The organism is Nakamurella sp. PAMC28650 (genome assembly GCF_014303395.1).
Classification (GTDB): Bacteria; Actinomycetota; Actinomycetes; order Mycobacteriales; family Nakamurellaceae; genus Nakamurella.
The window spans coordinates 4,883,875-4,896,369 of the sequence record NZ_CP060298.1 but is presented as its reverse complement, the minus strand read 5'-3'; the positions used below and the strand labels follow the sequence as shown (position 1 = coordinate 4,896,369).

At 69.0% G+C, this 12,495-nt stretch carries 13 protein-coding genes; 8 read left to right on the top strand and 5 right to left on the bottom strand.

Going from position 1 to position 12,495, the window contains the following annotated elements; all coding sequences use genetic code 11:
• Window positions 1-47: 47 nt before the first annotated feature.
• Entirely contained in the window at window positions 48-773 is a 726-nt protein-coding gene (locus tag H7F38_RS22260) for a DUF4190 domain-containing protein (protein WP_187091809.1), read from the bottom strand.
• A gap of 167 nt (window positions 774-940) precedes the next feature.
• Here H7F38_RS22260 and H7F38_RS22255 point away from each other — a divergent pair, with 167 nt between their 5' ends.
• Window positions 941-2,581: an NAD(P)/FAD-dependent oxidoreductase gene (locus H7F38_RS22255; RefSeq protein WP_255498122.1), complete on the top strand. Its 1,641-nt coding sequence runs from the start codon at window positions 941-943 to the stop codon at window positions 2,579-2,581.
• A 31-nt stretch (window positions 2,582-2,612) separates the two neighbouring features.
• Here H7F38_RS22255 and H7F38_RS22250 read toward each other — a convergent pair whose 3' ends face one another.
• Entirely contained in the window at window positions 2,613-3,662 is a 1,050-nt protein-coding gene (locus tag H7F38_RS22250) for an endonuclease/exonuclease/phosphatase family protein (RefSeq protein WP_187091808.1), read from the bottom strand.
• A 95-nt stretch (window positions 3,663-3,757) separates the two neighbouring features.
• On the opposite strand from H7F38_RS22250, the gene H7F38_RS22245 reads away from it, so the two are divergent.
• The gene (locus H7F38_RS22245) at window positions 3,758-4,228 is read left to right on the top strand and encodes a nucleoside deaminase (protein WP_187094906.1); all 471 of its coding nucleotides are present in this window, start codon (window positions 3,758-3,760) and stop codon (window positions 4,226-4,228) included.
• Window positions 4,229-4,239: 11 nt separating this feature from the next.
• Here H7F38_RS22245 and H7F38_RS22240 read toward each other — a convergent pair whose 3' ends face one another.
• The gene (locus H7F38_RS22240; RefSeq protein WP_187091807.1) at window positions 4,240-5,202 is read right to left on the bottom strand and encodes a nucleoside hydrolase; all 963 of its coding nucleotides are present in this window, start codon (window positions 5,200-5,202) and stop codon (window positions 4,240-4,242) included.
• A complete protein-coding gene (locus H7F38_RS22235) occupies window positions 5,199-5,546 on the bottom strand; it encodes a hypothetical protein (RefSeq protein ID WP_187091806.1) in 348 nt (115 codons plus the stop codon). Before H7F38_RS22235 ends, H7F38_RS22240 begins: the two co-directional genes overlap by 4 nt.
• Window positions 5,547-5,797: 251 nt before the next feature.
• Between H7F38_RS22235 and H7F38_RS22230 the strand changes: the two genes are divergently transcribed.
• From H7F38_RS22230 to H7F38_RS22215, 4 genes are all read left to right on the top strand, one after another.
• Window positions 5,798-6,577, top strand: a complete 780-nt coding sequence (locus H7F38_RS22230) for an electron transfer flavoprotein subunit beta/FixA family protein (protein ID WP_187091805.1) — start codon at window positions 5,798-5,800, stop codon at window positions 6,575-6,577.
• A gap of 48 nt (window positions 6,578-6,625) precedes the next feature.
• Window positions 6,626-7,597: an electron transfer flavoprotein subunit alpha/FixB family protein gene (locus H7F38_RS22225; RefSeq protein WP_187091804.1), complete on the top strand. Its 972-nt coding sequence runs from the start codon at window positions 6,626-6,628 to the stop codon at window positions 7,595-7,597.
• A 379-nt stretch (window positions 7,598-7,976) separates the two neighbouring features.
• A complete protein-coding gene (locus H7F38_RS22220; RefSeq protein WP_187091803.1) occupies window positions 7,977-8,810 on the top strand; it encodes a GNAT family N-acetyltransferase in 834 nt (277 codons plus the stop codon).
• The gene (locus tag H7F38_RS22215; RefSeq protein WP_187091802.1) at window positions 8,807-9,703 is read left to right on the top strand and encodes a 1-acyl-sn-glycerol-3-phosphate acyltransferase; all 897 of its coding nucleotides are present in this window, start codon (window positions 8,807-8,809) and stop codon (window positions 9,701-9,703) included. The genes H7F38_RS22220 and H7F38_RS22215 overlap by 4 nt, the downstream gene beginning before the upstream one ends.
• Window positions 9,704-9,757: 54 nt before the next feature.
• Here the strand turns inward: H7F38_RS22215 and H7F38_RS22210 are convergent, their stop codons facing one another.
• A complete protein-coding gene (locus H7F38_RS22210; RefSeq protein WP_187091801.1) occupies window positions 9,758-9,979 on the bottom strand; it encodes a hypothetical protein in 222 nt (73 codons plus the stop codon).
• Window positions 9,980-10,221: 242 nt separating this feature from the next.
• Between H7F38_RS22210 and H7F38_RS22205 the strand changes: the two genes are divergently transcribed.
• Both H7F38_RS22205 and mnmA read left to right on the top strand, forming a co-directional pair.
• Window positions 10,222-11,427: a cysteine desulfurase family protein gene (locus H7F38_RS22205; protein WP_187091800.1), complete on the top strand. Its 1,206-nt coding sequence runs from the start codon at window positions 10,222-10,224 to the stop codon at window positions 11,425-11,427.
• Window positions 11,424-12,494 carry a tRNA 2-thiouridine(34) synthase MnmA gene (mnmA, locus tag H7F38_RS22200; protein ID WP_187091799.1) on the top strand — a complete coding sequence of 357 codons (1,071 nt, stop codon included), beginning with the start codon at window positions 11,424-11,426 and terminating at the stop codon, window positions 12,492-12,494. Before H7F38_RS22205 ends, mnmA begins: the two co-directional genes overlap by 4 nt.
• The last annotated feature ends 1 nt before the right edge of the window (window position 12,495 follow it).

Below are 12,495 nucleotides of genomic sequence, written 5' to 3'. Positions count from 1 at the left end.
CCCGGGCCGCCGCGCGGTGGGTCGAGGCGGCGAGCAGAAGCCGGTGACTACCGGGACACGCCGAAACTCACCGTCGCGACGGCGATGATCACCAGGAAGACGAACAGGGCCAGCGCGATGATCCCCAGGATCAGCCCGGCCAGCGCCGTGCTCCGGTTGGTGGCTGCGCCCCGCTTCGCCCGGCCCAGTCCTACACTGCCGAAGATGATGGCCAGGATGCCAAGGACGATGCCGATGCCGTTCCAGCAGAGCACGACACCGATGATGCCGAGCACCAGTGCGGCGGTCCCCATGCCGTTGCGAGTGGCCACCGGGTAGCCGCCCGGGAAGCCCGCGCCGTAGCCGGGACCCGAATATGCCCCGGGCTGGAGCGGGTATCCCGGGGCCTGCTGGTAGCCGGCTGCTGCGTACCCGGCTGGTGGGTACCCGGGCGGTGGGTACGCGGCTGCTGCGTACCCGCCCGGTGGGTACCCGCCCGGTGGGTACACCGGCAGATTCGGATCGGGAAGGATCGGATAGCCCGCGGTCGGTTGGACACCGGGGGCGTAGCCATTCGTGGCCGGGTCGACCGGGTAGGGGTCGACCGGGTAGGAGGCGGCCGGGTACGGGGTGACCGGCGGGTACGCGCCGGTCGCCGGCGAGGGGTAGCCACCAGCGGCCCATTGGTCCGCCGCGCTCGGCCCGGGCGAGCTCGGGCCCGCCGCTGTCGGGGCAGAGGCATCCAGGGAGGGCCGTTCACCGTACGGTGGTGGGCCGGGGTCCGGCGTCGTCATGAGCTCTCTCCAGAGGTTGTCGTCAGAGGTCGTCGTCGTTCGTCAGCGGCAGCTCGGAGCGGTGGGAGCCTCAGATTCTCCTCGTCCCGGGCAGCATATCGGCTGGGCCCGACGGCCGGCCGATCCTGAGCTTCGGGGACGACGCACCTCTACGCTGGGCCGATCAGGTGGCCACGGAGCAGGTCGGCCGGCGGCAGGAGAATCGGGTGCATGCGATGACGTTCGGGTCGGAATCGGTCGGCGGTCGGCTGGATGCTGCGGCGGCGCGACAACGGGTGCTGGTGGTCGGCGGTGGTCACAACGGTCTGGTGGCCGCGATCCTCGCCGCCCAGTCCGGCCGAGAGGTGACCGTTCTGGAGGCCGCAGGCGACCTGGGCGGAGCCAGCATCGGCACCCGCGTTTTCCGTGGCCTGCCCGTGCGGCTCAGCCGTTACTCCTACCTGGTCTCGTTGATGCCGCAGGAGCTGATCGCCCGCCTGGGCATCGATCTGACCCTTGCGTCGCGCGAGGTCTCGTCCTACACGCCGTTCCGGCGATCCGGTCGGGCCGGCGGACTGCTGGTGGAACGTCGGGCCGGCACGGCCAGCGCTGATTCCTTCCGGGCGCTCACCGGCTCGGATCACGATTTCCGGGCGTGGCAGCAGTTCTACGGCGAGCTGTCGGCGGTGGCGCGTGTCGTCGCGCCGGCACTCTCCGGCCCGATGCTGCGACGGGCACAGGTGCGCGATCTGGTCGTCGAGGCCGCCGGTCGGCAGTTGTGGACCGACCTGTTCGAAGTTCCCATCGGGGAGGCGATCAGCCGTCGATTCGATGACGACCTGGTGCGTGGGATCGTCGCGACGGATGCTCTGATCGGCACGCACGCCTCCCTTCTGGACGAGTCACTCCTGGCCAACCGCTGCTTCCTCTACCACCTGATCGGGCGGGGGACCGGCGAGTGGTTGGTGCCGATCGGTGGCATGGGCGCGCTGGCCGACGCCCTCACCGCCACCGCCCGGCGACTCGGGGTGCAGATCATCACCGGAGCCAGGGTGACGTCCGCCGACGAGGACGCGGACGGCGTCAGGGTGTGCACCGAGGACGGCCGCGACTTCAGTTCCGATCACCTCCTGGCCGCGGTCGCGCCCGCCGTGGTGGACGGTTGGCTCGGCCGCGAGGTCGTGCGTCCGGTGGGGGCGCAGATCAAGATCAACATGCTGCTCGAACGCTTGCCGCGACTTGCCTCGGGTGTCGACCCGGCGACCGCCTTCGCCGGGACCACGCATCTGGAGGAGAGCTTCGACCAGCTCGAGGAGGCCTACCGGGCATCGGCTGCCGGCCGCATCCCGGACCCGATGCCCGGTGAGGTCTACTGCCATTCGCTCACCGACCCGTCCATCCTGAACGGCCACCCGGGGGCGACCCTGACGCTGTTCGGGCTGCATGCACCGGACGGGCTCTTCACGGACGACCCGGACGGGGCCCGGAAGCGGGCGGCGGAAGCGGCGCTGGGCGCCCTGCAGATGCATCTGGCCGAACCGTTGGAGGATTGCCTGGCCCGGGACGCGGCCGGTGAGCTGTGCCTGGAAATCGCCTCTCCGCTGGACGTCGAGGCCTCCCTCGGGATGCCGGGCGGGAACATCTTCCATGGCGATCTGAGCTGGCCGTGGCTGTCGGACGACGCCGAACCGTCCACCGCGGAGCGTTTCGGCACGCAGGTCGCGGGTTGCTCGAGGATTTTGCTCGCCGGGGCCGGAACCGTTCGGGGCGGCGGTGTCTCGGGTCTCGGCGGGGCAGCCGCGATGGATACCCTGATGAACCTCCCCTAGCGATCCCTCGCCCCCGGGGTGCCGCACCATGCTACGAGTGCAGAGGCTGCACCCGGCGCAGACGTGCGATGACCGCCCGGTGATCGCTGGCCCCGACGCGTTCGGTCCTGGTCCCGAGGACCGAGTAGCCCCCGTTGACCAGCACGTGGTCGATGGGGGCGGCCAGCGGAGCGGGGAAGTGGGAAGGCCAGGTGCCTTCGGCCCCGCGACCGGCGGCGACGGCGGCGTCGAAACACGGGGCCAAGTCCCGCATCATGGCGTGGTCGATGGTCGTGTTGAAGTCCCCGGCCACGACCGAATCCTCGTGGTGGCGACAGATGTCGACCGCGCTGGTGACGTAGTCCCGCCACTGGGGGTACCCGACCGAGGGCACCGGGGCGCCCGGGTGGACGGCCGCGAAGGTCGGGCCAGAGCCGTTCGCGGGGACCGCAACGACGGCACCCAGCAGCATCTTCGGGGACGGAAGCTGCCGATAGATGCCCATCCTCTCGCTCACCAGCAGGCTGGTGCTGTCGGACTCCCGTGGACCCTCGCTGGTCGAGAAGACCTGGAACCGAAACCCCTGTTCGGCCAGCAGTTCTGCGCATTCCTTCGCGAGGGTCGCCGTCGTCTCCGGCAGCGCGACCATGGCGGCGTTCGCGCCGGACATCTCCGCCGTCACCAGGGCGGCGACCTGCTCAGGGGTGGCCGCCCCGGCCAGCGTGTTCAGACTGACCACCACCAGGTCGGCGTGGCCCGGCAGTGCGGGCGTCGCCCAGCCACGGCGGAGCAGGACCCCGGCATGTCCTATCCCGGTCGACAGCAGGGCGGCGGTCAGCGTGATCCGTCGCCACGGACGGACGGTGGAACGACCGAGTCCCACCGTCAGGAAGCTGATCACTCCGGAGACGGACAAGGCCAGAGCCAACGGGCCACGGAACGACACGGCGTGCAGGACAGGGGGTGTCGTCGACATTCGAAAGCGCGCGGGGGCCAGTTCGACCACGGCGCCGGTGACGATCGGGACGAGCGCCGCCGCGCCGAGCAGTCGTCGCTCCCGGGGCCGCACGCCGGGCATCGAAGTGAAGATCTTGGTCCGCATCCGGTCCAATATGCCAGGGGTGCGACGATGATCTCTGTGAGCTGGTGTCAGGCTCCCTGTGAGTGCAGGTCCCCCTCGACCTCCGGAGGTTCGTCTTGGCCCAGAGCACACCTACCGCCGCCGACCTCGAACATCTCGCTGCGGCCAGGGGGGCGGCCGCCGCCGGCCGGGCCGAGGGCGGCATCCCGATCGGCGCGGCGTTGGTCGTCGACGGCAAGGTGCTGGCGACCGGATCCAATCAACGCGTCCAGCAGTCGAGCGCGATCAGGCACGGCGAAACCGACTGCCTCGAGAACGCCGGTCGCCTTCCGGCCGCGGTCTACGCCAGAGCCACGATGATCACCACCCTGTCTCCGTGCGACATGTGCACCGGGGCGATCCTGCTCTACAAGATTCCTCGGGTGATCATCGGCGAGAACCGGACCTTCTACGGCGCAGAGGATCTGCTCCGCAGTCGTGGCGTCGAGGTGATCGTCGTCGACGATGCCGACTGCGTGCAGATGATGACGGACTTCATCTCCGCGGAGCCCTCGCTGTGGAACGAGGACATCGGGGTCCAGGACTGACCCTGCACTGCTCAGCCCCGGATGGTCTGCAACCACAGGTCGGCGTAGCGGCGCGCGTCGACACCGAGTGCGACGTCGACCATCGTCGGGCGGGCCTGGTGCGGGTCCGCCTTGTGATCGCCGATCCAGGTCCGCCGGTCGACGAGGGTCTGGCCGCGGGCGAGGCCGTTGCCCAGTTCGACCTGGACGGGAAACCGCCGGGTCGTGAGGCCGTCCGGATCCACCACCGCACAGGTGGTCCCCGCGTCGCCGATGGTCGCCTCGTCGGTACCGAAGGTGTTGCAGGAGAACTCGATGAGCGAGCCGGCCAGTTGTGCGCCCGGGTCCAGCGCCCCCCGCAGTCGCGCAGCCTCGGCGCGGCTGATCACGACGTCGTTGAACACATCCAGGCCGTACATGGTCACCGGGATGTCCAGCTCGCCGGCCGCGGTCAACGCGACCGCCGCGGCCTCCGGGTCGTGCCACACGTTGAACTCGGCTGCGGCCGTGGCGTTCCCGACCGATGCAGAGCCGCCCATGAACAGAATGCGTTCGATCCCGGCCGCCACCTCGGGATGGGTTCGCAGCAGCAGGGCGATGTTGGTCAGCGGGGCGCTGGGCACCAGCGTGATCTTCTCGCCGGTGCCGACGGCGGCCATCAGCTCGCGTCGCAGCAGTTCCACTGCGGAGAACGGGCTCATCCGGCGGTCCGACGGGCGGGAGAACCCACCGAGACCGTCCGGCCCGTGCACATGGCTGGCGTCGGCCGGGGGTACCAACATCGGTCGTGCCGAGCCTCTCGCCACCGGGATGTCACCGGCCCCGGCTGCGTCCAGCACGTAGCGGGTGTTGGCTGCCACCTGGTCGACCCCGGTGTTTCCGACGACGCAGGTCACCGCCCGCAGGTCGATACCGGGATGACGGACAGCGAACAGCAGGGACATCGCGTCGTCGATTCCGGTGTCCACGTCCATGATGACGGGGACGGGGATCATCGGCCGGAGCCGGGCCGGTTCGACGTACCGTTCGGGTTCCGCGCGGCGCGCAGTTCTGCCTCCATCAGCCGGCGGGCCTCACGCGCCTTCTGGACCCTCTGGTAGCGCTGCCCCAGGACGACGACCACCGGAACGGCGACGACGGCCGGGATCAGCCACCACTCCCAGCTGGTCTGGAGTGTGATCAGGGTCGCGATCAGGAAGAACAGCAACATCGACCCGACCAGCAGGATGTGCGTGGTGAACGGGACGTTGGACCTCAGTCCGTTGATCTCTTCGCCGGTCAGTTCGTGCTGGGAACCGGATGCGGCGGGCGGGGTGAGGCGGGGCTCGGAAGAAGACACGATCACAGCGTGCCACGCCGGGCGTGGTTCGCGGGTTTGCGTAATTGTGCATCCCCCGGGAGGAACGGTATCTGAGCTAAGCTACTGGTCAGTAACTTACCTGGCGCGGGGCCCACCGGGACCGGGTTGGGTGGAACCATGGCGAACCGGGACCCGCTGCACGATCTGTACCGGGCGCACGGAGATCTGTACCAGGCGTGTGGAGTCGACGAAGTAACCACAGAGGGAATCACCGAGAGGTTGGTAGGGCCATGGAAATTGCCGTTCTGGTGAAGCAGGTGCCGGATACGTATTCCGAGCGTCGGTTGCGGGAGTCTGATTGGGTGTTGGATCGTGATGCTTCTGATGCGGTGATCGATGAGATCGATTCCAAGGCGGTGGAGGTCGGTTTGCAGTTGACCGAGGTTCATGGTGGTCAGGTGACGGTGGTGACGATGGGTCCGGCGCGGGCGGCGGAGTCGTTGCGCAAGGCGTTGGCGATGGGGGCGCATCGGGCGGTGCATGTGTTGGATGATGCGTTGGCGGGTTCGGATGCGTTGCAGACGTCGGCGGCGTTGGCGGCGGCGTTGCGGTCGTTGCAGGTGGATTTGGTGATCACCGGGAATGAGGCCACCGATGGTCGGACTGCGTCGATGCCGGCGATGTTGGCGGAGCGGTTGGGGATGCCGGCGGTGACGTCGGTGGTGAAGGTGGCGGTGGAGGGTTCGGTGTTGAGCGCTGAGCGGGTGGTGGAGGGCGGCGCGGCGAAGGTGTCGGCGTCGTTGCCGTTGGTGTTGTCGGTGAACGAGAAGATCGGTGAGCCGCGGTATCCGAATTTCAAGGGGATCATGGCGGCGAAGTCCAAGCCGGTGTCGGTGTTGTCGGCGGCGGATCTGGGGTTGGATCCGGGGACTTTGGGGTTGGCCAATGCTTCGACGCAGGTGGTGTCGGGTGCTCCTCGTCCGTTGAAGTCTGCGGGTGAGAAGGTCACCGATGATGGTGAGGCCGGGAATGGTATCGCTGAGTTCCTGGTGGCGCAGCGGCTTGTCTGAGTTGTTGGGGTACTGGGCGGTTTCCTGGAGCGTGGGAGGGTTTTGGTCATGAGTGATGTGTTGGTGTTGGTGGAGCACGCTGATGGTGGCGTGAAGAAGTTGACGGTGGAGTTGTTGGTGGCGGCGGCCAGGATCGGGACGCCGGTGGCGGTGGTGGTCGGCGCGGTCGGGACGGCGGCGGCTTTGTCGGAGCAGTTGGGTGCGGCGGGGGCGAGCAAGATCTTCGCGGCGGAGTCCGCTGATCCGGCGGAGTGGTTGTTGACTCCGCAGGTGGCGGCGTTGCAGGCGGCGGTGGCTGCTGGTGGGGTGCCGGCGGCGGTGTTGGTGGCGGCGACGTTCGACGGTCGGGAGATCGCGGGGCGGTTGGCGGTGCGGCTGGATTCGGGTGTGTTGGCCGATGTGGTGGATGTGGCGTTGGAGGACGGGGTGGTGGTGGCGACGCTGTCGGTGTTCGGCGGTGCGTACACGACCCGGTATCAGGTGTCGCGGGGGGTGCCGGTGATCTCGGTGCGTGGCAACGCGATCGAGGGTGATCCGGTGGCGGTCCTCGCGCCGCCGGTGGTGGTGTTGGCGACGTCGGTGGATGCGGTGTCGGCCACGAGGGTGTCGCAGTGGTTGCCGGAGGACAAGGGTGATCGTCCGGAGTTGGGTGGCGCGAAGATCGTGGTGTCCGGTGGGCGTGGGGTCGGGTCGGCGGACAATTTCCACGTGGTGGAGGAGTTGGCCGATGTGCTCGGCGGCGCGGTGGGTGCCTCGCGGGCGGCGGTGGATTCGGGGTACTACCCGCATCAGTTCCAGGTGGGTCAGACCGGGACGACGGTGTCTCCGCAGTTGTATGTGGCGTTGGGGATTTCCGGGGCGATCCAGCATCGGGCGGGGATGCAGACGTCCAAGACGATCGTGGCGGTGAACAAGGACACCGATGCGCCGATCTTCGAGATCGCCGACTTCGGGGTGGTGGGTGACCTTTTTACGGTGGCGCCGCAGTTGGCTTCGGCGATCAAGACCCGCAAGGGCTGACCCCCCTCCCGGCCCGGGACCTCCGGGGGGTTCCGCGGCTTCCCGGGTTTCCGCGCTTCCCGGGTTTCCGCGGCTTCCCGGGGTTCCGCGGCTTCCCGGGGTTCCGCGGCTTCCCGGGGTTCCGCGGCTTCCCGGGGGTTCCGCGCAGACCGTTGTGCCCGGCGCTGACGGAACTGCCCGGACACGCCCCCGGATCGGCGTTTCTGGGCAGTTCTGTCTGCGCGACCGGGCAACACACACGCCGGCCGGGCAACACACGACCCGGCCGGGTAACAGCGTGCGCCAGACGCGCAGGGCACGCGAGATTCATGCATTCGTCATCAGGCGTATGCGCGGCATTCGGTGCTGCCACCACGAGGGCCCGCACACTCTGTAGAACGTGACCACTACTGAGTTACAGGTCGAAGCCGCAGACCCCCGTCGACCTGACTCCGTCGGCTATCGCGTCACTCTCGCTGCAGACGCCGTCGATGTACTTGCCGCCCAACAGCTCCGGTACGACGTCTTCAGCACCGAATGCGGTGCCATCACTCCCGGCCCCGATGGTCTGGACGTCGACGAATTCGACGATCTGTGTGATCACCTCGTCGTGCGTTCGCTGGATCACTCCGATGACCGGCGTGGGACGGCCGTCGCCACCTATCGGCTGCTTCCTCCGCACGCCAACGATTCCGATCCTCGTGGACACGGCCTCTACTCCCACACCGAGTTCGATCTCTCCCCGCTCGAAGCCATTCTGGACCGCACGGTAGAGGCCGGGCGATCCTGCGTGGCGGATGCCCACCGGGGCGCCGCTCCCATTTCCCTGCTCTGGGGCGGGATCGCGCGGTACATGCAACTCACCGGCTATCGGTACCTGATGGGCTGCGCGTCCATCAGCCTGGCCGACGGCGGGGCCGCCGCCGCATCCTTCGCCGACCTGGTGCAGGCACGACATCTGGCTCCGGAACACCTGCTGTGCCGTCCACGGACCGCGTTCGATCCCACCGGGATCCCGCGTCCGTTGCGTCGGGTCGTGCCCCCGCTGCTGCGTGGCTACCTCAGGCTGGGAGCAGTGGTCTGCGGACCGCCGGCCCTGGACTCCGCCTTCGGTACCGCTGATTTCCTCGTCCTGCTGGACCTCGAGACCGCCGATCAGCGTTACCTACGCTTCTTCCTCGGGGACAGCTTCCTCGGGGACAGCGGTTCCAATCTCCTCCGGGACGCGAGATGACGCTCTGCCGGGAAACCGCGTGTGACGACTCCTGCGCCCGGGAGCCGGACCAGCCGGTGGGAAGTGGCCGCCGGGCAGCACGGTGGGCGGCACTGGTCGCCGCGCTGGGTTGCGGAGTCGGATTCATCGTGCTCGTCGCCTGCATTCCGGGGCACGGCCGCGACCGGCGCGGAGCCTGTTCCCTGCAACGTGTCTCGCGGTGGATCCTGCGGGCGGTCGGCGTCCGGATCCTCGTCGAGGGTCGTCCACGCTCTGGCCCGAGTCTGGTGGTGGGCAACCATGTCTCCTGGCTGGACATCCTCGCGCTGGCGGCGTCGGCGCCGATGCAGATGGTGGCCAAGGCCGAAGTCGGGGCCTGGCCGCTGGTCGGTGTCGCCGCCCGACGGACGGGAACCCTCTTCCTGCAACGGGAACGCCTGCGTGATCTGCCAGAGGCGGTAGCGGCGATCACCGCAGCGCTGCGCGGCGGTTCCAGGGTGCAGGTGTTCCCGGAGGCGACGACCCGGTGTGGCGGCGCCCTGGATCCCTTCCGCCGGGCGGCCTTCCAGGCGGCGCTGGACGCCGGTGTCGTCATCTCCCCGGTGACCCTCCGGTATCTCGACGCCGCCGACGCGCCGACCACGGTGCCCGCCTTCGTCGGCGCCGAGACCCTCGTCGGAAGCGTCCGGCGAGTCCTGAGTGCTCGGGACTGCACGGTGAAAGTGCAGTGGCTGCCGCCGATCCCGGCGATCGCCGGGACCGGTCGCGACCAGGTCGACCGGGCCGTGGTGGCCAGACTCGCGCAGAATGCGGTCGCCGGGAACCTCGGGATCCCGGTTCTGGAAACGCCGGTCAGGGTGCGTTCGGCAGTCGGGCCGCCCCTGGCGCCCACCACCGCCGGGACGTCCTGCTGAGCGACGGCAATAGCCCTCACTCCGCAGGACGTCCGGGTGCCTCGGTGCCCAGGGTCAGCCGGTCTTGCCGGACAGCGCCACCAGCACCCCGGCGAGGGCGAAGTACTTGTTGGAGCCCAGATCCTTGATCGTCTTGATACCCATCTCGGCCAGGATGCCGTCGTGCCGTTCGGTGAGCCCGGCCAGAGCCGAAGGCGGCGCGGCCAGGATCTCGTCCAGGCTCATGTTCTCGAACGCCTTGTCCAGGCCTTTCGACAGATTCACGGAAACAGCCACGATGTGTCCCTTTCTTCGGTGCGATTCGTCCGCGGTGCGGAGGAGGACTTCGACCACCGGCGGTGGCTGCCCACGGCGGATCTTGCGCCCGAACCGACGGCTCGGCAACCGCAGACACGCCGCCGGCAGTACGAATTCTTTGCGATCTCTTTGGACGATCAGGGGATCGTCGTCCTCGCAGAGTCGACCCCCCTGCGCACGAGTTGGGGAGAACGGCTGGCAGCGGCCTACCCTGGTGAGTGATGACCTACCTCGATCACGCTGCCACCACGCCGGTTCTGCCGTCCGTGGTCGAAGCGATGACGGCTGCCATGGCCCAGGGCGGTAACGCGTCCTCGCTGCACACCTCCGGGCGGGCCGCCCGGAGGCGGGTGGAAGAGGCCAGGGAGTCTCTCGCGCGCGACCTCGGCGCACGCCCCAGCGAGGTCATCTTCACCTCTGGCGGTACCGAATCGGACAACCTCGCGGTGGCCGGCATCTACCGGGCGCGGGTGCGCGAGAACCCTGGCCGCTGCCGCATCCTCGCGTCGCCCACCGAGCATCACGCCGTACTGGACGTCCTGGAGTACCTCGAGCAGTGCGAGGGCGCCGTGCTCGGCTGGCTGGAGGTCGACGACTACGGTCGGGTGCACGCCGACACGCTGGCCGCCGCCATCGCGGAGAATCCCGCGGATGTCGCGCTGGTCACGGTGATGTGGGCGAACAACGAGGTCGGGACCGTCAACCCGATCCGCGAACTCGCGCAGGTCGCCCACGGCGCGAAGATCCCGATGCACACCGACGCCGTGCAGGCGCTCGGCCAGCTACCGGTCGATTTCGGCCGGTGCGGGGCCGATGCGATGACGATCACCGGCCACAAGGTGGGCGGACCGACCGGTGTGGGGCTGCTGCTGCTGTCCCGGGAGGTGTCTGTCGTCCCGATCCTGCACGGGGGCGGGCAGGAACGCGGAGTGCGGTCCGGCACCCTGGACGTCGCCGGCATCATCGGGCTGGCGGTGGCGGTGGCGGATGCCCAGGCCAACCGGGTCGAACGGGCCCTTTTCCTGGCGGGGTTGCGCGACGATCTGATCGCCGGCGTCACGGAACTCGTCGAGGACGTGGTGGTAGCGGGCGATCCGGGGCAGAGCCTGGTCGACGGTGGTCCCTCCCGGCTACCCGGCAATGCGCACCTGCGTTTTCCGGGCTGCGAGGGTGATTCGCTCCTGATGCTTCTGGACGCTCGTGGTATCGAGTGTTCCACCGGTTCCGCCTGCACCGCGGGCGTGGCCCGCCCCTCGCATGTCCTTCTCGCGATGGGCGTTCCGGAGCAGGAGGCCCGCGGCGCACTGCGGTTCTCGCTCGGGCACACGTCGACGGAAGCAGATGTGGCGGCGTTGCTGGGCGCGATCGGTCCGGTCGTCGAGCGCGCCCGCAAGGCAGCCATGGCCGGGGCGAGGCGTCGATCATGAAGGTACTGGCGGCCATGAGCGGTGGCGTCGATTCTGCGGTCGCGGCGGCCCTGGCGGTGGACGCCGGGCACGAGGTGACCGGTGTGCACATGGCGCTGTCCCGGCAACCCGGCACGTTGCGCACGGGCTCGCGTGGGTGCTGCACGATCGAGGACGCGTTCGACGCCCGCCGCGTCAGTGACCTACTCGGCATTCCCTATTACGTCTGGGACTTCAGCGCGGAGTTCGCCGAGAGCGTGGTGGACGACTTCCTCGCGGAGTACGCGGCCGGACGGACCCCGAACCCCTGCCTGCGGTGCAACGAGAAGATCAAGTTCGCCGCCCTGCTGGACCGGGCGATCGCGCTGGGCTTCGATGCGGTGGCCACCGGCCACCACGTCAGGCTGATCGACGGCGTCCTGCACCGATCGGTCGACCAGGCCAAGGACCAGTCGTACGTGTTGGCCGTGCTGACCGCTGATCAGCTGTCCCACACCATGTTCCCGCTCGGGGAGATGACCAAGCACCAGGTGAGGGCGGAGGCAGCCCGTCGGGGATTCGCCGTGGCGTCCAAGCCGGACTCGTACGACATCTGCTTCATCCCGGACGGCGACACCCACGGGTATCTGGTCGAGAAGCTCGGCAGCCAGCCCGGTGAGGTGGTCGACGCCGAGACCGGCGAGGTACTCGGCCGGCACGACGGGTTCTTCGCCTACACCGTCGGACAGCGCAAGGGGCTGGGTCTCGGGAAGCCGGCGGCCGACGGTAGGCCGCGCTACGTCCTGGGGATCGAGCCGGTCACCGGCACCGTCAAGGTCGGACCGGTCACCGGGCTGGACGTGTCGGTGATCACGGCGAACCGGATCGTCTTCTCCACCGGGGTGACGCCGCAGTTCCCGGTGCGCACGGTGGCACAGGTACGGGCCCACGGCGGCAATGTGCGCGCTTCCGTCGACCTGGTCGACGGACACCTGCGCCTCTCGCTCGACGAGACCATCCGCGGGATAGCGCCCGGCCAGACCGTGGTCCTCTACGACGACGCCGACGACTACGTCATCGGCGCCGGCACCATCATCAGGGCCGGGTGAC